15 protein-coding genes and 1 pseudogene are annotated in these 20947 nt (G+C 70.5%); 9 read left to right on the top strand and 7 right to left on the bottom strand.

Features of this window, described 5'->3' with window-relative positions:
* Positions 1-25: 25 nt before the first annotated feature.
* Positions 26-2293: an ATP-binding cassette domain-containing protein gene (locus tag ACIRL2_RS40970; protein WP_402239264.1), complete on the bottom strand. Its 2268-nt coding sequence runs from the start codon at positions 2291-2293 to the stop codon at positions 26-28.
* A gap of 454 nt (positions 2294-2747) precedes the next feature.
* Between ACIRL2_RS40970 and ACIRL2_RS40965 the strand changes: the two genes are divergently transcribed.
* On the top strand, positions 2748-3617 hold the full coding sequence (locus tag ACIRL2_RS40965; protein ID WP_395864246.1) for a BTAD domain-containing putative transcriptional regulator: 870 nt from the start codon (positions 2748-2750) through the stop codon (positions 3615-3617).
* A gap of 441 nt (positions 3618-4058) precedes the next feature.
* Here ACIRL2_RS40965 and ACIRL2_RS40960 read toward each other — a convergent pair whose 3' ends face one another.
* Positions 4059-4319 (bottom strand): hypothetical protein, encoded by a 261-nt coding sequence (locus tag ACIRL2_RS40960; protein ID WP_395864245.1) that lies wholly within the window; start codon positions 4317-4319, stop codon positions 4059-4061.
* Positions 4320-4590: 271 nt separating this feature from the next.
* Between ACIRL2_RS40960 and ACIRL2_RS40955 the strand changes: the two genes are divergently transcribed.
* Positions 4591-5367, top strand: coding sequence for an SDR family oxidoreductase (locus ACIRL2_RS40955; protein WP_395864243.1), 777 nt, complete (start codon positions 4591-4593; stop codon positions 5365-5367).
* Positions 5368-5505: 138 nt separating this feature from the next.
* Here the strand turns inward: ACIRL2_RS40955 and ACIRL2_RS40950 are convergent, their stop codons facing one another.
* Positions 5506-7104: an AMP-binding protein gene (locus ACIRL2_RS40950; RefSeq protein WP_395864242.1), complete on the bottom strand. Its 1599-nt coding sequence runs from the start codon at positions 7102-7104 to the stop codon at positions 5506-5508.
* 231 nt (positions 7105-7335) lie between these two features.
* Between ACIRL2_RS40950 and ACIRL2_RS40945 the strand changes: the two genes are divergently transcribed.
* The 4 genes from ACIRL2_RS40945 (at position 7336) to ACIRL2_RS40930 (ending at position 11836) form a co-directional block, all read left to right on the top strand.
* Positions 7336-8265: a Zn-ribbon domain-containing OB-fold protein gene (locus ACIRL2_RS40945; RefSeq protein ID WP_402239259.1), complete on the top strand. Its 930-nt coding sequence runs from the start codon at positions 7336-7338 to the stop codon at positions 8263-8265.
* Entirely contained in the window at positions 8265-9404 is a 1140-nt protein-coding gene (locus ACIRL2_RS40940) for a lipid-transfer protein (RefSeq protein WP_395864240.1), read from the top strand. The genes ACIRL2_RS40945 and ACIRL2_RS40940 overlap by 1 nt, the downstream gene beginning before the upstream one ends.
* Positions 9401-10558, top strand: coding sequence for a thiolase domain-containing protein (locus ACIRL2_RS40935; protein ID WP_395864239.1), 1158 nt, complete (start codon positions 9401-9403; stop codon positions 10556-10558). Before ACIRL2_RS40940 ends, ACIRL2_RS40935 begins: the two co-directional genes overlap by 4 nt.
* A 153-nt stretch (positions 10559-10711) precedes the next feature.
* The gene (locus tag ACIRL2_RS40930) at positions 10712-11836 is read left to right on the top strand and encodes an NAD(P)H-dependent flavin oxidoreductase (RefSeq protein WP_395864238.1); all 1125 of its coding nucleotides are present in this window, start codon (positions 10712-10714) and stop codon (positions 11834-11836) included.
* 273 nt (positions 11837-12109) lie between these two features.
* Here ACIRL2_RS40930 and ACIRL2_RS40925 read toward each other — a convergent pair whose 3' ends face one another.
* Complete coding sequence (locus ACIRL2_RS40925; protein WP_402239256.1) at positions 12110-13240, bottom strand: hypothetical protein; 1131 nt, start codon at positions 13238-13240, stop codon at positions 12110-12112.
* Positions 13241-13745: 505 nt separating this feature from the next.
* Between ACIRL2_RS40925 and ACIRL2_RS40920 the strand changes: the two genes are divergently transcribed.
* On the top strand, positions 13746-14810 hold the full coding sequence (locus ACIRL2_RS40920) for a tetratricopeptide repeat protein (protein WP_402239253.1): 1065 nt from the start codon (positions 13746-13748) through the stop codon (positions 14808-14810).
* Positions 14811-15091: 281 nt separating this feature from the next.
* On the opposite strand, the gene ACIRL2_RS40915 is transcribed toward ACIRL2_RS40920, so the two are convergent.
* A complete protein-coding gene (locus tag ACIRL2_RS40915; RefSeq protein ID WP_395864233.1) occupies positions 15092-15970 on the bottom strand; it encodes an MHYT domain-containing protein in 879 nt (292 codons plus the stop codon).
* A 133-nt stretch (positions 15971-16103) separates the two neighbouring features.
* Positions 16104-17201: a P1 family peptidase gene (locus ACIRL2_RS40910; RefSeq protein WP_395864231.1), complete on the bottom strand. Its 1098-nt coding sequence runs from the start codon at positions 17199-17201 to the stop codon at positions 16104-16106.
* 141 nt (positions 17202-17342) lie between these two features.
* On the opposite strand from ACIRL2_RS40910, the gene ACIRL2_RS40905 reads away from it, so the two are divergent.
* Entirely contained in the window at positions 17343-18638 is a 1296-nt protein-coding gene (locus tag ACIRL2_RS40905; RefSeq protein WP_395864230.1) for an MFS transporter, read from the top strand.
* Here ACIRL2_RS40905 and ACIRL2_RS40900 read toward each other — a convergent pair.
* Positions 18575-19189, bottom strand: a pseudogene (locus tag ACIRL2_RS40900) (TetR/AcrR family transcriptional regulator); the annotation flags it as partial. The gene ACIRL2_RS40905 and the pseudogene ACIRL2_RS40900 overlap by 64 nt on opposite strands.
* A gap of 171 nt (positions 19190-19360) precedes the next feature.
* On the opposite strand from ACIRL2_RS40900, the gene ACIRL2_RS40895 reads away from it, so the two are divergent.
* Positions 19361-20881, top strand: a complete 1521-nt coding sequence (locus ACIRL2_RS40895) for an MFS transporter (RefSeq protein WP_402239250.1) — start codon at positions 19361-19363, stop codon at positions 20879-20881.
* The last annotated feature ends 66 nt before the right edge of the window (positions 20882-20947 follow it).

Raw genomic sequence — 20947 nt, 5'->3', positions numbered from 1 at the left:
CGGGGCCGGAGGGTACGGCTTCCGGCTACCGGTCGGTTGCGTTCCGGTCGAGGTTGCGGCGGAGGAATTCGCCGGTCAACGAGTGTTCGGCGAGCAGGAGTTGTTCGGGGGTGCCCTCGAAGACCACCGTGCCGCCGTGCTTGCCGCCGTCCGGGCCCAGGTCGATCACCCAGTCCGCGCGGCCGACCACGTCCAGGTTGTGCTCGATCACCAGGAGCGTGTTGCCGCCGTCCACCAGCCGGTCCAACAGCGCGATCACGGTGTCCACGTCGGACATGTGCAGGCCCGTGGTCGGCTCGTCCAGCACATAGACACTGCCGGTCTTGTGCAACTCGCCTGCCAGCTTGAGCCGTTGCCGCTCGCCGCCGGAGAGCGTGCTGAGCGGCTGGCCCAGCGTGACGTAGCCCAGGCCGACCTCGACGAGCGCGGCCAGGTGGGGCCGGATCCGCTTCTCGGTGAAGAACTCGTGCGCGTCCTCGACGGTGAGCGCCAGCACGTCGATGATCGACTTGCCGCGCAGCGGGTACTCCAGCACCTTGTCGTCGAAGCGGCGGCCTTCGCAGCGCTCGCAGATCGTGGTCACCGGGTCCATGAAAGCCATCTCCACGGTGACCGACCCGCGTCCCTGGCAGGCCTGGCAGGCGCCCGCCGAATTGAAGCTGAACAGGCCCGGCTTCTCCCCGCTCGCCTTCGCGAACAGGGCCCGGATCGGGTCCATGATCCCGATGTGACTGGCGGGAGTGGAGCGGGAGTTGGCCGCGATCGCGGCCTGGTCGATGACGATCGTGCCGGGGTGCGCGGCGGTGAACACCTCGGACACCAGGGTGCTCTTGCCGGAGCCCGCGACGCCGGTGAACACGGTCAGTACGCCGGTGGGGATGTCCACGTCGACGTGCTTGAGGTTGTGCAGATCCGCGCCGCGCACCGGGATGTGCCCGGTGGGGCTGCGGTAGTCGGTCTTGACCACCGTGCCCCGGTTCAGGAAGCGGCCGGTGAGCGTGTCCGACTCGATCAGTTCCTTGACCGTGCCCGCGAAGACCAGTTCGCCGCCGTGCGACCCGGCGTGCGGGCCCATGTCGATCACATGGTCGGCGACCGCGATCACGTCCGGGTCGTGCTCGACGACCAGCACGCTGTTGCCCTTGTCCCGCAGTGCGACCAGGAGTTCGTTCAGGCGGTGCACGTCGCGCGGGTGCAGGCCGACGCTGGGCTCGTCGAAGATGTAGGTCATGCCGGTGAGGCTGGAGCCCAGGTGGCGGACCATCTTGAGCCGCTGCCCCTCGCCGCCGGACAACGTCGAGGTCTCCCGGTCCAGGCTGAGGTAGGACAGGCCGATGTCGACGATCCGCCGCAGCGCCGCGGAGGCCGCCGCGGCGACCGGGCCGCCGATCGGGTCCTCGATCCGGGCCAACACCTCGATCAGTTCGCCCACTTCGAGCGCGCAGTAGTCGGCGATATTGAGTCCGTGGATGCGCGCGGCGAGTACGGCCGGGTTCAGGCGGGCGCCGGCGCAGTCCGGGCACGGCCCCTCGGTCAGGTAGGTCTCCACCGTCTCACGGGTCTTGGCGCTGAGCGAGGACGTGTCGCGGTTGAGGTAGAGCCGGTCGAAGCGGGTGTACAGGCCCTCGAAGGTCACGTTGGCCGTGCCGTCCGGGGTGACCCACTTGAACTTGATCACCCGATCCGGGTCGCCTCGGGTGAGCAGCGCGAACTCGGCGTCGGTGTAGTCGGCGATCGGCTTGTCGTTGTCGAACAGGCCGGATGCCTGGTAGAGCCCGACGGCCAGCAGGCCGAGCAGGAACGCGCCGTCGTTGATCGACTTGGACCGATCCAGCAGGCGGGTGTAGTCGGCCCGTACGGTCCGACCGATGCCGTCGCATGTGGTGCACATGCCGCCGGGGTCGTTGAACGAGTACATTCCGGGCGTGCCGGCCGAGGGCTCGGCGACGCGGGAGAACAGCACCCGCAGGAGCGGGTTGATGTCGGTCATCGTGCCGACCGTCGAGCGCGAGTTGGACCCGATCGGCTTCTGGTCCACCACGATGGCCGGGGACACGTTCTCGATCGCGTCGGCGTGCGGGCGCTCGTAGCGGGGCAGGAACTTGCGCTCGAACGCCGAGAAGGTCTCGTTGAGTTGCCGCTTCGACTCGACGGCGACGGTGTCGAAGACGATCGAGGACTTGCCGGATCCGGACGGACCGGTGAAGACGACGATCCGGTTCTTCGGGATGCGCAGCGAGACGTCCTTGAGGTTGTTTTCGCGCGCGCCGGTGATGACGATGTCGTTGATCATGCGGCTCCGTAGCTCTTCGGCTCTTCGATGGCGGACCACGGCGGGTGTCCGGATCGGACCGGACCGCGTAGGTGCGGGTGGGGAGGGGACGCGGCCGGGTCCGGCAGACTACGGGATGGCACCGACAACGCGGGTGGCCGACCGGTGGGGGCGGGCTGACGGCGTGCGGTGGGGCGACCGCGTTCGGTGGGGCGACAGAGCCGGGTGAAGCGGCGGAGCCGGGCGGCGGCCGGCCACCCGAGGACTCATCCGGATCGTGGCGAGATCGGTCGGGCAACGCGTTCCTTCGAGCCGGCCGCCGAACCCGGGCGGGCCGTAAAGAGCCTGAGGGTCCCTCGTCTCGGCGCGAGAACGGAACCCGATGTCCTGAGGTTTCGTCACTTTCCATATGACGAGGGGGATTCCGTCGCGCGGGCAGGTTGGGGAGCCACCGCGCAACGATGAATCGGGGGGCTTGTCCTTCCACGTGTTGGGGCCGACCCGCGTTTTGGGCCCCGACGGGAGCGAGTTGAACATCGGGCCGAGGCGGCAACGGGAGTTGTTGACCCTGTTGTTGCTGCGGCCCGGAGTGGCGGTGCCGATGGACCGGCTGGCCGAGGAGCTGTGGAACGGGCGCCCGCCGCCCGGCGCGCGATCCACGTTGCACGCGTATCTTTCCGGCCTGCGCCGGGTGTTGGAACCGGGGCGGCGGGCGCCCTTTCGGATATTGACTACGCGCGATGACTCCTACGCCCTGGAGGTGCCGGTCGGGGGGCTGGACACCGGCCGGTGGCGTCGGCTGGCCGAGGCGGCGCGTGCCGCGAGTGCGGCGGGGGCGTACGGCCGGGCCGACGAACTCTTCGGTGCGGCGGTGGCGTTGTGGTCGGGTGACCCGTTCGCCGAGTTGGTCGATCACGAGGTGGCCCAGGCCGAACGGGCGCGGCTGGCCGAGGAGCGCGCGGGCCTGTCGGAGGAGGCGGCCGAGTGCCGACTCGCGCTCGGCGCGCACGCGTCGGTGATCGGCGACCTGATGGTGTTGGTCCGGGAGTATCCGCTGCGCGAGCGGCCGAGGGCGCAACTGGCCCTGGCGCTGTACCGATCGGGCCGACAGGCGGAGGCGCTGGCGGTCTTGGAGGCCGGTAGGCGGTTGTGCGCGGAGGAGTTGGGCCTGGATCCGGGGCCTCGGCTGCGCGAACTCCAGGCCGCGATCCTGCGACAGGATCCGGCGCTGGCCGGACCCGAGCGGAGACCGGCGGCCTCGGTGTGCCGGGGCCGACGCGGAGTCGTCGTCGGACGACTGCGCGTCCCTTGCCCACACCGGGATTCGTCGCACCGGCGCTGGTAGCGGCTGGGCGGGGCGCCGATCCGGCGCCCCGCCACACCGTGCCCTGCCCACGGCGGTGGTTCGGTCCATGGCGCTCCCGGCGCATCACCGATGCCCACCGCCACGGCACCCACCGTGCCCTGCGACCGCCCGGCAAGGACAACCCGCCGAACCCGACCCCCCTCTTTGAGGCCCGTCGCCGGCCGCCGCCCCCGTGTCGCCCACACCGGTGATCATCACAGTGCTCATCGGCCGATGACAGGCACCCAGGCATCCACAGGTCAGCCCATCCGGGCCCGGGTTCCACATGCGCCGAAGCAGACGCCGCCCCGTCCAGCAGCGCCACTGTGGCGCCGGACGCCGCGTCACAGACCACCACTGGCCCTGTGCCCGGACTCGGCTGGATCCCGGCAAGTTGGAGGAATCGGCCTCCGCGCACCCGAGCGCACTGATCCCCAGGTTTCATGCACAGCCTGTGGACAGTCCCGTCTCCCGTCTACCCGGCCGCCGCGTCCCCTCGGCGAGAGCTTCCAGCGCCTGATACACGGACTCCGTGAACTCCCGATGGATCTCGCGTTCGCGCCGTCTGGAATCGCTGTCCAAGACGATCCACTTCGCCCGCCCGAGATCGTCCGGCCCGGCCCCGAGCAGTAGCCGGGTCAGCAAGATCGCGTCGATCGGCTCGAGACCCCGCGCGGCCAGAACGCGCTGCACCTCGTCCATCCCCGTCCCGGCGGCCATCGCCGCCCGACACTCGTCCAACAGTCTGGTCAAACGGGTGACCCGCTCCGGCTCGAAACCACTGGGAAACACTGCCGCCCCGCTCCGTCGTCTTCCGCCGAACCCGCCCGTGCGCCCGTCCGAGACCCACCGTAAAACCCGACCCCGATCACCCCGTCACACTTTCTCCACCCCCTCCGTCATGGAAGCAGGAGCCCATCGGGGCCCCACCCAGACCGGGAACCGAAGCCCGGTCCGCACAACGGGAGCTGTCATGACGAAGTCGATTCTGGTCACCGGTGGTACGGGCACGCTGGGCCGCCTGGTCGTCCCGCTGCTGCGGGACGCGGGCCACCGGATCCGGGTGCTCAGCCGCACCGGCGGTGGTCCGGCCGCGGAAGGCGTCGAGTACGTGACCGCCGACCTGCTCGAGAACAAGGGCGTCGAAGCGGCGGTGGCCGGCACGGACACCGTGTTGCACCTGGCCGGCGGCCCCAAGGGTGACGACGAGGCCACCCGCAATCTGGTCCGGGCCGCGAAGGACGCCGACGTACGGCACCTCGTCTACATCTCGGTGATCGGCGCCGACCGCGTCCCGCTCGGCTACTTCAAGGCCAAGCTCGGCGCCGAGCAGGCGGTGGCCGAGTCGGGTCTGCCGTGGACCACGCTGCGCGCCGCCCAGTTCCACGACCTGATGCTGACCGCCGTGGACAAGATGACCAAGCTGCCGGTGGTGCCGGTGCCGGGCGGGGTCCGGCTCCAACCGGTCGACCCGCGCGACGTGGCCCAGCGGCTGGTCGAGTTGACGCTCGGCGAGCCGGCAGGTCTGGTGCGGGACCTGGCCGGCCCGAAGGTGTACGGGATGCGCGAGCTGAGCCGCAGCTACCTGCAGGCACGCGGCCGGCGTCGGCCGATGATGCCGGTGCGCTTCCCGGGAAAGGCCGGTCGGGCGTACCGCGCCGGCGAGAACCTGACCCTGGAAGGCGGCACGGTCGGCACCCGCACCTGGGAGGACTTCCTCACCGAGCGCGTGAGCGCGAACGCGAAGTAGTCCGTGGCCGGGCTCACGACCGGACCCGACGCCCAGCGGGGCCTTCCGCCGGAACGCGCGACCCGCGCAACCCGCGCGAGATGCGCAACACACGCGACCCGCGCCACACTCCGGAAGGCCCCGCGACCACGCCCCGACTCAGTTCACCTGCCGCCCGCCCTCTCCCCAATACCGCGCCCGCAGCGTCTTCTTGTCCGGCTTGCCCAGCGGCGACAGCGGAATCGCATCGGTGAAGTCGATCGACTTGGGTGCCTGCACCGCGCCCTTGCGTTCCTTCACCAGCGCGATCAGCTCCGCCGGATCCACCTCCACGCCCGGCCGGAGCACCACGACCGCCTTGACCGCCTCGCCCCACTTGTCGTCCGGCACACCGACCACCGCGACCGCGGCCACCGCCGGATGCGCCGAGATCACGTCCTCGACCTCGCGCGGGAAGACGTTGAAGCCGCCGGTGATGATCATGTCCTTCTTGCGGTCCACGATGGTCAGGAAGCCGTCCGCGTCCGCCCGCGCGATGTCCCCGGTGTGCAACCAGCCGCCGCGCAGCGCCTCTTCGGTCTGCTCGGGCTTGTTCAGGTAGCCCGCCATCACCAGCGGCCCGCGGACGCAGATCTCGCCCGGCTCGCCCTGGGCCACCTCGTTCAGGTCGTCGTCGAGCAGCCGCACCGTCAGGTACGGGACCGGCCGACCGCACGAGGCGAGTCGCGCCGGGTCGTTCGGGTCGTGCTCGTCCCGGCGCAGCACGGTGATCGTCATCGGGCACTCGGCCTGACCGTAGTACTGGAAGAAGATCGGCCCCAGCCGTTCGATGCCCTCCTTGAGCCGCGCCGGCGACATCGCCGAGGCACCGTAGAACACCGTCTCCAGGCTGGACAGGTCGTGCTTGTCCAGGTCGGGGTGGTCCAGCAGCACATACAGCATGGTCGGCACCAGCATCGTCGCGGTGATCCGGTACTTCTCGATCGCCGCGAGCACCTGCTTGGGATCGAAGTGCGGCAACACCACGATCGAGCCGCCGCGCAACAGCGTCGGGATGAACGCCGACATGCCCGCGTGCGACAGCGGCGTCGCGACCAGGAAGCGCACCTCGTCCGGCCAGTCCCACTCGGCGAGTTGGATGGTCGGCAGGGTCACCCCGGAGCGGTACGTGGACATCACGCCCTTGGGCCGCCCCGTCGTGCCGCCGGTGTACGCGTAGCCCGAGACGTCCTCGGCGCTCACCTGCGGCGGCGTGATCGAACCCGGCTCGAACTTGGCGGCCAGCGCGAGCAGATCGACCCCGAGCCCGTCCGTGGCCGGCCCGAAGGCGAGCAGCTTCAGGTGCGGCAGCCGCTGCTTCAGCGCTGCGGCCCGCTCGCCGTACGGTCCCGGGTCGTAGATCAGCGCCTCGACACCGGCGTCGGCCAGCACGTACGCGTGGTCCTCCAGCGAACCCATCGGGTGCAGCGGCGTCGCGCGACAGCCGGTCAGCATGTTGCAGCCGGTCGCGAACAACACCTCGGGCCGGTTCGCGGACAGCACCGAGACCATGGTGCCCTTGACCACACCCTGCGACGCGTACGCCTGCTGGTAGCGGCTGATCTCGTCGCGGACCTGACGCGCCGTCAAGACATCCTCGCCCGCCGGTCGGTCGGTCAGGTAGACGGCCGGCTTGTCGGCATGCCTGGTCAGCGCGTGCAGGAGCAGATCGGGGACGAATACCGGGCGGTGCAGCGCGGCGGGCAGGTCGTACGACATCTGCGGCTTCCCCTCGGAGGCGATGGACGATGACGGATGGCGGCGGACCGTGGCGGAGGCCGAAGGCGTCGCCGTGCGAGAACATGTTTTCGCCATCCATTGACCTCGTCAAGGAACCTTACCTATCGTTCGGCCGGTGGCCGACCTCGTTCCCAGGCCGAGAGGATGACCGTGTCGACACAGACCGTCAGTACTATCCAGTTCCCTTACAAGCGCACACTCGGACCGGTCATGGGTCGCTTCTTCTCGGAGTTGACCGCCCGTCGCATCGTCGGGATCCGCTCCGGTGAGCGGGTGATCGTGCCGCCCATGGAGTACGACCCGGAGACCGGGAACGAACTCGCGCACGACTTCGTCGAGGTGGGTCCGATCGGCACCGTCCGGTCCTGGACCTGGGTCGCCGAACCGATCGAATCGCACCCGCTGGACCGGCCGTTCGCCTTCGTGCTGGTGCGGCTGGACGGCGCGGACACCGACCTGGTGCACGTGCTGGACGCCGGCAGCGAGGACGCGGTGAGCACCGGCATGCGGGTCGCGCCGCGCTGGCGCGACGAGCCCGTCGGCCGGATCGACGACATCGTCTGCTTCGTGCCGGGCGAGAATGCCCAGGCCCCGGCGGGTGAGCCCGGCGAGGCGCAGGAGGTGACCACGATGGAGTACTTCTCCAAGATCACCTACACCGACGTGCTCTCGCCCACCCTGGTCCGCTACGCGAACAACCTGCGGGCGGGTCGGCTCACCGGCCAGCGCTGCCCGCAGTGCAACCGCGTGTTCCTGGGCCGGGGTTACTGCTCCGTGGACGCCATCCTGCTCGGCCCCGAGTTGGACGAGGTGCTGCCGGACCGGGGCGTGGTGTCCAACTACACGATCATCACCCCCACGCCCTACCCCGGGCAGAAGGAGACCGAGCCGTTCGCGCGGGCCTCCGTCGTGCTCGAAGGCGACGAGATGGTGATCGCCCAGCAGCAGATCCTGGACATCCCGGTGTCCGAGATCCGGGTCGGCATGCGGGTCCAGGCCGAGTGGATGCCCGAAGCCGAGCGGGACGCGGCGGAGATCACCAGCAAGGGTTGGGGCACGGTCTCCGGCTTCATCAAGGGCTGGCGGCACACCGGCGAGCCGGACGAGCCCGCCGAGCAGTACATGAACCGGGTGTTCTGATGACGGCGCGTCACAACGCGGACGGCACCGGCCGGACCGGCCAAGAGGCGGGCGAGACAAGGGAGACGGCAGTGCGGCAGGACAGCGACATCGCGATCGTCGCGACCGCGCAGCTCCCGGCGGTGCGCCGGCAGGAGCTCACCGAGACCGAGATGCTGCTGATGGTCGTGGACGAGGCCCTGGGCAAGGTCGGCCTCGAGCGCTCCGACATCGGCTTCAGTTGCCAGGGCTCGTGCGACTACATCTCCGGCGGCACGTTCTCGTTCGTGCCCAACCTGGACGCGATGGGCGCGTGGCCGCCGATCCACGAGTCGCACGTGGAGATGGACGGCGCGTGGGCGATGTACGAAGCCTGGGTGCGGCTCAAGCACGGCGACATCGACATCGCGGTGGCGATGGGCTCGGGCAAGTCCTCCACCGGCGACCCGGCCGCGATCTACCCGCAGGAACTCGACCCGTACTACCTCGCGCCGCTCGGCCTGGACCCGGTCTCGCTGGCCGCGCTCCAGGCCCGGCAGTTGATCGAGTCGGGCAAGACCACCGAACGCGAACTCGCCGAGATCGCCGCACGCTCGCGGCGCGACGCGGCGGGCAATCCCAAGCAGCAGGTACGCAACGCCGAGCAGGACGTGGACAAGCTGCTCGCCGAGGCATACCTGCGCAACCCGCTGCGCAAGAGCGACCTGCCGCCGATCTCGGACGGCGCGTGCGCGGTGGTGCTCGTCCGCGGTCCGCGCGCGGCCGAACTGACCGAGCGCCCGGCCTGGATCACCGGCCTCGACCACCGCAGCGAGGTGCACAACCCGGCGCTGCGTGACCTGACCGACTCGCCCTCGACCCGGATCGCCGCCGAGCGCGCGGGCGGTGTGGCGGGTGTCGAGGTGGCCGAGCTGATGGCTCCGTTCACCGCGCAGGAGGTGATCCTGCGGCAGTCTCTGGGCCTGGCCGACGACGTGTTGATCAACCCGTCCGGCGGTGCGCTCACCGGCAACCCGCTGATGGCCACCGGCCTGGTCCGGATCGCCGCCGCCGCCGACCGGATCCTGGTCGACGGCCGCTCGCGCACGCTCGGGCACGCCACGTCCGGCCCGGCACTCCAGCAGAACCTCGTCTGTGTCCTGGAAGGTGACAACCGATGACCCATGAGCGCGTTGCCGTCGTCGGCATCGGCCAGACCAAGCACAAGAAGCGGCGGGACGACCTGTCCATCGCGGGCCTCGTCCGCGAGGCCGCCCAGCGCGCGCTCGACGACGCGCGGATGACCTGGAGCGACATCGACGCGGTGGTGATCGGGAAGGCCCCCGACATCTTCGAGGGTGTGATGAAGCCCGAGCTCTACCTCGCGGACGCGCTCGGCGGGGCCGGGAAGCCGGTGTTTCGGGTGCACACCGCGGGCAGTGTGGGCGGGTCGACCGCGATCGTCGCCTCACACCTGATCAGCAGTCGCGTGCACAAGCGGGTGTTGGCCGTCGCGTGGGAGAAGCAGTCCGAGGGCAACGCGCAATTCGGCCTGGGCGGCGGCAAGTCCGGGTCGATCGGCGCGGGCGGCGCGTTCGCGCCCTGGATTCGGGCCTACATCCAGAAGTCCGGGGCGCCCGAGCACATCGGCTGGCAGGTGGCGGTCAAGGACCGGCAGAACGCGCTGCGCAACCAGTACGCGCACCTGCAACTCAAGGACATCTCGATCGACAAGGTCCGCGAGTCGCCGATGATGTGGGACCCGCTGCACTTCCTGGAGTCGTGCCCGTCCTCGGACGGCGCCGGCGCGATCGTGCTGACCGACGAGGCGGGTGGCGACGCGGCGGCGGCCGACGGCCGGGCCCCGGCCTGGATCCTGGGCACCTCGATGCGTTCCGAGCCGTCCTCGTTCAACGGCCGCGACCCGATCCGCCCGCAGGCGGGCGTCGACTGCGCGTGGGACGTCTACCGCCAGGCCGGGATCACCGACCCGCGTCGCCAGATCGACGTGGCCGAGTTGTACGTGCCGTTCTCCTGGTACGAGCCGATGTGGCTGGAGGGCCACGACATCGCGCCCGTGGGGGAGGGCTGGAAGATGGTCGACCGCGGTGAGACCGCGTTCGACGGCGACTTCCCGGTGAACCCGTCGGGCGGCGTGCTCTCCTCCAACCCGATCGGCGCGTCCGGCATGCTGCGGTTCCTGGAGGCGGCCCTCCAGGTGCGGGGCGCGGCCGGAGAACACCAGGTGGACGGCGCGAAGGTCGCGCTGGCGCAGGCGTACGGCGCCGCGGCGCAGTACTTCGCGATGTGGGCGGTGGGTGCGGACAAGCCGTAGCGGCCCCGCGCCGCTCCCGTGACATCGCGCGGGAACGCGGCTCGGCGCGACGGCCGATGTGTCGACCGGCAAATGGTAAGGCTCCTTGACCTTGATTTGGTCAAGGAGCCTTCCTATTCTGGGGCCTTCACCCGGTGACCGGAGGTTCTGGCGATGAAGCCCCCCATCTGCGCGAGGCTCGGGATCGACTTCCCGATCTTCGCGTTCTCCCACTGCCGTGACGTGGTCGCGGCGGTCAGCCGAGCCGGCGGCTTCGGCGTCCTCGGCGCGCTCGCGTTCGATCCCGAGCAACTGGAGATCGAGCTGGCCTGGCTCGACGAACACACCGACGGCAAGCCGTACGGCGTCGACCTGGCGATCCCGATGGCGTACATCGGCAAGGGCGGCGGCGACGCCGCGCTGCCGAGCAATCTGGAGAAGCTGATCCCGGAGCAGCACTGGAAGTTCGTCGACGAACTGCTGGAGCGGCACGGGATCCCGGCGCTGCCCGCCGAGTTGACGGACAAGCCGGTCAAGGCCGCCGGGCTGAACGTGGACCTGGAGTCGCGCGCGCAGATCGAGGTGTCGCTCAAGCACCCGCTGGTCAAGATGTTCGTCAACGCGCTCGGCCCGCCGCCGGCCGACATCATCGACGCGTGCCACGCGGCGGGCGTTCTGGTCGGCGCGCTGTGCGGCAGCCCTCGGCATGCCCAAAAGCAGGTCGAGGCGGGTGTGGACGTGGTGGTCGCGCAGGGCACCGAGGCCGGTGGGCACTGTGGCGAGATCTCCACGATGGTGCTCATCCCGCAGGTAGTGGACACGGTCGGCCCGGACGTCCCGGTGCTCGCGGCCGGTGGCATCGGCGGTGGTCGGCAGATGGCCGCCGCCCTGGCGCTCGGCGCGCAGGGGGTATGGACGGGGAGTCTGTGGCTCACCGTCGCCGAGGCGGACACCCACGAGGTGGCCGTACAGAACCTGCTGGAGGCCAAGTCCACCGACACCGTGCGCTCGCGGGCGATGACCGGCAAGCCGGCCCGCCAACTCAAGAGCGCGTGGACCGAGGCGTGGGAGGACCCGGCGAATCCCGACCCGCTGCCGATGCCGCTCCAGGGCATCATCTTCAACGCGGCGTCCCGGCGCTTCACCCGGACCAAGAACAAGGAGCTCAACGGCTGGCCGGTGGGCCAGGTCGTGGGCATGCTCGACCGGGTGCGGCCGACGCAGGAGGTCGTGCTGTCCCTGGTCGAGGAGTGGATCGAGACGACCGAGCGGCTGACCGCGTTCCTCGCCGACGACTGAGCCCGCCGCGGCGACTCGGATCCGGCGGCGACTTCGATCCGGCCGAGACCTGCCGGGCCGGGCGCGCGGGAGGACTCGCGTGCACGGCCCGGCGGTCGGCGGGTCACGGGAGTGAGTGACACCGGTCCCGCGCCTATGGATATCGCGAACTGTCTCGGTATTTCCGCAACTTGAGTGTTTTGCGTGTGTCGGCGGCGAGATGTCGGTAAAATTTGCCGGCTCGCCGGCGTCGGGTCTCAACACGTGTGGAGGTGCCCGACGCCGGCGGTTCGCCTACGGGGCGACCGAGTCCCACCCGGTGAAGCCCGATGGGTCGTGCCGACCGAAGGTGCCGTGCTCGAAGATGCCCACACCCTCGGCGAGCAACGCCCCGTCGGGGCCGGTGAGTCGGGCGGAGGCGACGTGGTCGATCACGCTGAACGGGATGCGCTTGGCCACCTCGGGATCCTGCTGCTCGTACACCGCGCCGTCGAGGTAGTCCTCGCCCTTCCACTGGCCGTGGCCCCAGTCCGGGTCGCCGCCGTAGCCCGCGCCGACGTTGAGCGCGATGTACCCGTGGTTGTCCAGGTGCAGCGTGAGCGCGTTGCGCTTGCGGTCGGTCAGGTGGATCGCGGCACCCTCGGGTATCCGGGTGCCGGACGTGTAGCGCACGTCGAACTCGGGCCAGCCGAGTTGCTCGGGCGCCTTCCCGTCGGCGATCGGGAAGATCCGGATCGCCTCGGTCAGGAAGCGGTGCCCCTCGGCCGACTCCTGCGCGATGATCATGAGCGCCTGGTCGCCGAGGTGGATGGGGATCCAGTTCCACCAGAACCCGGCGGTCTGCGCGGGCCGCCCGGCCGGCGGCGCCTCGCCCGACGGGCGGATGCCCCACGAGCGGTCGCGCGAGCCGGACCAGGTCTGCGGGGTGACCGCGATCTCCTCGCCGTCCAGGGTCACCGTGCCGGTCCAGTCGCCGATCTGCACGAAGCGCGAGGCGTCCAGGAGTGGCTTGAAGTCGCTGCGCTGCACGTGTCGAGGTTCCGGCAGAGGCGCGAACGGTGAGGTGAAGGTGAGGTCGATCGAGATGCCCTGGTCCGGCGCGTCGCACACCACGCGCACGCTGGCCAGCGGCTCCAGGACCTCGATCCGGTACGGCCCGACCTCCTGCTCGAGCCGATCCGGGCCGAGCGCGCCGGACATCCGCACCGCGTGCTGGCGGCCGTCCTTGCGGATCACCACGTACGCGTCGATCACGCCCAGGTTCGGATAGACCCCCAGGCCGGTCGCGATCTGGACGCCGCCCGCGCGGTCGTAGGCGTGCATGATGCAGCGGTCGTAGAAGTTCCGGTCGGTCGAGCCGACCTCGCTGTGGAACAGCGGGACCTGGTGGACCGGATATTCGTCCAGGGGCACGGGGATCGGCATCGGATTCCTCCTGACCACGCGCCGACGTGCGCCGACGCGTTGGCGCTGGTTGAGACGTCGTGCGAGTCTGCGTCAAATCATTGACGCAATCAAGCGTCTCGCTCGCGCACGGCCGGGGTCATCGCTCCTCGAGTGCGGTCGCGAACCGGGCGGCTTCGGCGGGCGCGGCGTGGTGCGGCGTCGCACGACGCGACCTCGACGCGCTGCCGGTGCGGTGCCTCCACGGCAGTGCGTTGCCGATGCGATGCCGGTGTGACGTCCGGCGGCGGCCCGGTCGGGCATCGGAGGTATGTGGCGGGAAGAATCGGACATATCGGACATATCGGCCATGTAGTTGAATCCGCCACTCGGTTGGGCCTCCAGCCGTCGGTGCGGTTGCCACGCTCCGTGAGACACGTGTTACTGAAGGTGTCCATGTGTAGGGATACCGCCCGGACCACGCTGTCGCCCACCGTCGTGGGGAAGGGCGGTCGGGATGGAAGTCCGCGACGCGTCGGGAGAGATCATGAGTCACCAGCAAGACCTCGTCATCTGCCGCGAACTCGGCGACCGCAACGGCGAGGGGCGGACGTTGAACAACCTCGGCACCGCCCTCCAGCACGTGCGGCGGTTCGACGAGGCCATCGACGCCCACCAGGAAGACCTCGTCAACTGCCGTGAGCAAACCGACCACCACGGCGAAGCCCAGGCGCTGGGCAATCTGGGTACCGCTTTCCAACAGGTGGGGAAGTTCGACGAAGCCATCGACGCCCATCGACGGGCCGCGGCCCTGTTCGCCGATCTCGACGACCGGCACCGCGAGGCCCAGGTCCTCAACAACCTCGGCACCGCTCTCCAGGAGGTGCGGCGGTTCGACGAGGCCATCGAGGCGCATCGGCAGGCCGCGGCCCTGTTCACCGAACTCGACGACCACCACCGCGAGGCCCAGGCCCTGAACAACCTGGGCATCGCCCTTCAGGAGGTGCGGCGGTTCGACGAGGCCATCGAGGCGCATCGGCAGGCCGCGGCCCTGTTCACCGAACTCGACGACCACCACCGTGAGGGCCAGGCCCTGAACAACTTCGGGTTTGCCCTTCAGGAGGTGCGGCGGTTCGAGGACGCCATCGAGGCGCATCGGCAGGCCGCCACCCTGTTCACCGAACTCGACGACCTGCACCGACAAGGCCAGGCACTGGACTGCCTCGGAGGCGCGTTGCACCAGGTGCGGCGGTTCGACGAGGCGGCCGACGCGCACGAGCGGGCCGCGACCCTGTTCGAGAAGCTCGGCGACCGGCACCGCGAGGGCCAGGCGCTGAACAGCTTCGGGGCCGCGCTCCAGCAGTTGCGGCGGTTCGACGAGGCGGTCGGCGCGCACGAGCAGGCCGCGACCCTGTTCGGGCAGGTCGGCGACCGCCTCGGCGAGGGCCGGGCGCTGAGCGAGATGGGTACGGCCCGCAAGCGGGCGCGCGGGGACGACGAGGACCGCGGACCCGGGTTGTGGGGCAGATTCGCGGCGCGGCGTCGGGAGCGACAGGAACGACCGTTCGACGCGATCGCCGCACTCGGCCCGGTCCTCGAACCGACGCAATAGCGCACGGATCCCCCGGCGCATGCTCTGGGGCAAGGACGGCTTCCCGCCGAGTCACGGGCACTCGTCCCCGCGTGGTCGTCGAGCCGGTGCCCGGGCGGAGGCAAAGACGCGGACGGCACCGAACGAGGAAACCGGAATTCCATATTCCGGCTTCCTCGTTCGGCTTTCCCGGTTCGGGTTCGACTTCCCCGTTCCGGAATTCCGGCTTCCGGATTCCCGTCCCCGGTTTCCTCGTGCCGACGGGCCGCTCCGGATCGGCGTCCGAGGATCGCGTCCGAAGATCAGCGTCCGGAGTGGAAGTAGTCCCGCGGATCCCTTTCCGCCCCGTGCCGGCGCGACGCCCGTCGGCCGACCCGACTCGCGGCCGATGTCGCACCGATCCGGTTGTCCTCCAGGCGGGCCAATCGGGCGTCGAGTTCCGCCTCTTCCTTGATCTCGTCGGCGGACGGCGACAGCGCGACGACGAACAACGTGATCACCGTGAAAAGGCTGATTCCGGTGATCAACGGCGCGAGGAATTGGGAGGCTTCCACGCCGTGTGCCATGCCGTGCCTGCCCTCGGTGCGCACACTCATCGCGGACATGCCCGTGTAATGCATTCCGCTGACCGCCAGGCCCATGATCAACGCGGCGCCCCCGGTCGCCGCGAATCCGCTCACGTTCAACGCGGCCCACAGCGCGGCGGTGGCCGCGACCACCGCGATCACGATCGACAGGCCGACCCGGAACGAGTCGTATTCGACCGAACCGTCCAGGCTCATCGCGGCCATGCCCATGTAGTGCATGCTCGCCACGCCGCCACCGGTGATCACCCCGCCGAGGACCAGTCCCACCGCGCCCGCGTCGCGCCGACCGGCGACCGCCATGCCGATGCCGACCACCACCACCGCGAGCACGAGCGATGTCATCGTCTTGGTCACGTCGTATCGAATCGGTGTCTCGCGCACGGAGAATCCGAGCATGCCGATGAAATGCATGACCCAGATTCCGGTGCCGCCGATCGACACCGCGCCCAGTACCAACCAACGTGCCCGAACCCAACCGCGCACCGCGCGCGCCCGTGTCGTACAGAGCAGCCCCAGAGCCGATCCGACACACGACATGAGATAGGCGATGCCCGGGGTCACAGCTCCGTACGCGAAATGATCTACGTGTCCCATGCCGGCAAACCGCTCCGTTAGTCCAGGCCCCTTCGGAAGCGGGGAATGTCATCGTCGAATCGCCGATGATAGGGCAGCCGGGCCGGCGGTTCTCAGGCGGGTTTGCGACATTCCGAAACGAAGATCGAGAACGTCACCGCCCGTACGCGGAGCTGGAATTCGGATAAAGATCCCGGTAAGCCGGGATCTCGCCGCCGCGTTTCGCGGCCAGTACGCCGTGCAGCACGGCCCGGGCGAATACGTCCGCCGCCGCCGCGTGGATCACGGTCAGCGCGGCGGCCTCCGCGTTCACCCCGTACGGCGTGGTCGGATCGGGCGTGGGCAGCGGCACCAGGGCCGTGGACACCGCGAAGACGGTGTCGCCGTCGTAGAGCGTGTGCACCGGTCGGATCGCCCGGGCCAGCCCGTCGTGCGCGACGCCCGCGACCTTGTGCGCCTGCGACCTGGTCAGCACCGCGTCGGTGGCCACGATCCCGATCGTGGTGTTGAGCGAGGGCGGCAACTTGGCCGACGCCGCAGCGCGGTCCAACGCGGCGGCGTGTTCGGCGTGTTCGGGCGGGGCGAGCGGAAACTCGCCGGGCAGGCCGAGGCCGACCGCGTACGGCAGCCCGCCGGTCGGGTCCACCGCCGAGCCCGCCGCGTTGACCACCGCGAGCGCGGCGACGGTGACCCCGCCGGGCAGCACCACGCTTGCGGTGCCGACCCCGCCGCGCAGTCCGCCGACCATCGCGCCGGTGCCCGCGCCCACACTGCCCATCGGCACCGGCGCGTGCTCCGGCTCGGCGTCGGCCGCCGCGATCGCCGCCCGGCCCAGCGCCGCGTCCGGCCGCCGGGCCCAGTCGCCACCGCGTCCGAGGTCGAACAACGACGCGGCCGGCACCACCGGCACCACCTGATGCGGCTCCGTGCCGACCGGGAACCCGCGACCGCGCTCGGCCAGCCAGGCCACCACGCCGCCCGCCGCGTCCAGGCCGAACGCGCTGCCGCCGCTGAGCACGATCGCCTCGATCCGGGGCACCAGGTTGCGCGGGTCGAGCGCGTCCAACTCGCGGGTGCCCGGCGCGCCGCCGCGGACGTCCACCCCGGCCACGAACCCGCCGACCGGGCCGAGCAGGACGGTGGTGCCGGTCATCGCGCCGGCATCGGTGTAGGCGGCGTGTCCGACCCGCAGTCCGGCCACGTCGGTGATCGCGTTGCGCGGTCCGACCTTGTATTCCTCGACGTCGAACATGCGGCCTCCCGAGAGCGATGAACCGTGCTGAGGTCCCTGTTCCCATGCTGCTCCATCCAGCATGTCTCAGAGTTCAAGATTCTCGTCTCAAGCTCTGAGAAAGCTTGTATGGTGCACTGATATCGACGTGGAGGTGGCGCGATGGGGGAGAGTCGGCGCTGGCTGATGCTGGCCATCGGAATGTGCGCACAACTGGCGAGTTGCGTGTTCCTGTACGGCCTCGCCTACCTCGTCCCGGTGCTCCGCGAGGACGAGGGCATGTCGCTCGCGCAGGCCGGCACGGTCGTGGCGTGCCCGACCTTCGGCCTGTTGCTGACCCTGGTGCTGTGGGGCGCCGCGGCCGATCGCTGGGGCGAGCGCCGGGTGATGGCGGTGGGTCTGGCGCTGGCCGGAGTCGCGATCGTGGTGGCCCTGGCCGGCGACGGCGCGGTGTGGTTGGCCGGCTGGCTCGCGGTCGCCGGCGCGTGCTCGGCGGCGGTCAACGCGGCCAGCGGGCGAGTCGTGCTGGGCTGGTTCGCTCCCGAGCAGCGCGGACTGGCGATGGGCATGCGGCAGATGGCGCAACCACTGGGCATGGTGGCCGGCGCCCTGGTGCTGCCGCCGATCGGTACCCACGCGGGCTTTCGGGCCGCCCTGGTCTTCCCGGCCGTGTTGTGTGTGCTGGGTGCGGCGCTGGTCGCGGTAATCGTGCGCGACCCGGCCCGACCCGAGACGCCGGCCGGTGCGAGCAGGCCCGCCTCCCCGTACGACTCGCCGATCCTGTACCGGATACACGCGGCGAGCGCGCTGCTGGTGGTGCCCCAGTTCGTGGTGGTGTCCTTCGCGTCGGACTACCTGGTCTCCGAGCACGGCTGGACCGCGACCACCGCCGGGCGCCTGCTCGCGGCCGTGCAACTGGTCGCCGCGGGCACCCGGATCGCGGTCGGCCGCTGGTCGGACCTGGTCGGCTCCCGGCTGCGGCCGATGCGGACGTTGTGCGCGGTCAACGCCGTGGTGGTGGGCGCGCTCGCGCTGACCTCGGTGATCGGCGGACCGGTCGCGATCGGCTTCCTACTGCTCGCCTCGGTGGCCACGGTGAGCTGGAACGGGCTGGCGTTCACGGCGGTCGCCGAGATCGCGGGCGGCGCGTGGGCGGGTCGGGTGATGGGCATCCAGAACACCGGCCAGAACCTGACCGCCGCCGCCGGACCACCGCTGTTCGGGATGATCATCGGCGGCCCGGGCGGCTATGCCGGCGCGTACACGATCTGCGCGCTGCTCCCGGTCCTGGCCGGGCTGTTGACGCCGGGTCAGGACTCCCGTTCGGAGTACGCGACCATGCCGAGCAGCAACACGTCGATGCCGAACGCGAAGCGCTCGTCGCCGTCGCCGGAGGTCAACGCGTCGGACATCGACATCAGCGTGGGGAAGCGCGAGGCCGGGAGCGACGTGAAGTAGTCGTGGATCCGCCGGTAGTAGGCGTCGCGCTCGGCGTCGGTCGACCCGTGCATGGTGCCCTGGCCGCCCATCTCCAGGCCGGACATCACGGTGTACATCGACAGCAGGTCGGCCGCGAACGCGCTGACCTTCTTGGACAGTCCGCCCGCGCGCAGGATGGCCAGCAGGCGCTCGGAGGAGTCGAGCGAGTTGGGTCCCATCGGCACCGCGCCGATCAGGGCGCGGCCGAGATCTCGGTGTGAGGCGTACACGTCGCGGATCGCGAACATCGCCTCGCGCAGTTGCTCGCGCCAGCGCTCGGGATCCGCGACCGGGATCCGGACCTCCCCGTTGACCCGGTCCACCACGAGCTCGACGAGCTCGTCCTTGTTGGCCACATAGGCGTACAGCGACGCCGCGCCGGTGTCGAAGCGTTGGGCGATCCGGCGCATGCTCAACGCGTCCATGCCCTCCGCGTCGATGATCTCCAGGGCGGCGGTGACGATCGCCTCCTGGCTCAGGGTCGGCTTGCGCGCCGCCCGACTCCTGGGCGACGTGCGCCAGGGCGGCATGGGTACTTCGGGAACCTCGGACACGGCGCCACCTCCTCGATCAACCCCACACCGATCGCTCAGCTTTACGAACACTGTACTTGACGCGAACGCTGTTCGTGACTAAAACAGTGTTCGAAGAGATAACGGCGTTCGAAGCACGAACGGCGTTCGCATTTAGAGGGGGAGACGATGGAAACCGACATCACCAGGGCGGCGCCGGTCGCGGCCGAGCCGGCGGAGCGGCCGTCCTACCCGCTCCGGTGGATCGGCCTCGCGGTGGTCATGGGCGCCGACATCATGGACCTGCTGGACGCCACCATCGTCCAGGTGGCGGGGCCCGGCATCCGGGAATCCCTCGGCGGCACCTCGACCCACCTCCAGTGGTTCTCGGCCGCGTACACGCTGGCGTTCGCGATGTTCCTGATCACCGGCGCCCGACTCGGCGACATCCTCGGCCGGCGCCGGATGTTCCTCGGCGGGGTGCTCGCCTTCACCGTCACCTCGGCGCTGTGCGGCCTGGCTCAATCACCGGAGATGCTGATCGTCGCGCGCGGCTTGCAGGGTCTGGCCGCCGCGATGATGGTGCCGCAGGCGATCGGACTGATCCGGGAGATGTTCGATGAGCGCGAGATCGGCGCGGCGTTCGCGGTGTTCGGCCCGGCGATGGGCCTGGCCGCGGTGCTCGGCCCGATCCTGGGCGGCGTGGTGATGGACGCCGACCTGTTCGGCCTGGGCTGGCGCGCGGTCTTCCTGTTGAACGTGCCGCTGGGTCTGTTCGCCTTCTTCGCCGGCTCCACCGTGGTGCCCCGACCCACCACCCCGGCGGCCGGCACGCGCCGGCCCGGCCTGGACGTGGTCGGCATGGTCCTGGTCACCACCGCACTGGTGCTGCTCGTCTACCCGCTGGTCCAGGGCCGCGAACAGGGCTGGCCCGGCTGGACGTTCGTGTGCATGGCCGGCTCACTGCCGGTGCTGGCGCTGTTCGCCTGGTACGAGGTGCGGACCGGTCGTGCGGGCCGCGACGCGCTCGTGGAGATCAGCCTGTTCCGCAACCGCGCGTTCACCGGCGCCCTCGCGGTCGGCCTGATGATGTTCGGCTCGATGATCGGCCTGATGCTCCTGCTCGGCGTCTACCTCCAGGTCGGCCTGGGCTGGAGCGCGACGCACGCGGCGCTCGCGCTGATCCCGTGGTCGCTGGGCTCGACCGTCGGCGCAGGTCTGGCCGGCGCGGTGCTCGCCGCCAAGTACGGCCGCCGGGTCCTGCACGCCGGCCTGCTGGTCGGCCTGGTCGGGGTGATCGGCATCGGTGCCACCCTCGCGCTGCACGACGGGCCGGTGGACGCCTGGGTCCTGCTGCCGGCGACCACGGTCACGGGCTTCGGCTTCGGTCTGCTGATGGCGCCCTTCTTCGGGATCGCGCTCGCCGGGGTCGGCGACCACGAGATCGGCTCGGCGTCGGGAGTGCTCAACGCGGTCCAGCAACTCGCGGGCGCGCTGGGGGTGGCGCTGTTCGGCACGCTGTTCTTCGGCCACGTGGAGGACAACGTGGCTGCCGCGCACGGAGCGGACGCGGTGCGCGCGGTGTTCGACGACGCGTTCACGATCGGCCTCGTGGGCAGCGCGCTCGCGCTGGCCGCGGGGTGGGGGCTCGCGTTCCTGATGCCGCGGTGGGAACGGCCGCCGGGCGCGGAGGGCGGCGCGGGGCACTGAGTCCCGGGCGACGCACGGCGCGCATCGGCGCCGGACCGGCTTCTGCGCCGGTCCGGCGCCGATGCG

The organism is Embleya sp. NPDC127516 (assembly GCF_044765325.1).
In the GTDB taxonomy this organism is placed as follows: domain Bacteria; phylum Actinomycetota; class Actinomycetes; order Streptomycetales; family Streptomycetaceae; genus Embleya.
The sequence above is the reverse complement of the archived record's forward strand: the minus strand, read 5'-3'. Positions and strand labels throughout refer to the sequence as shown.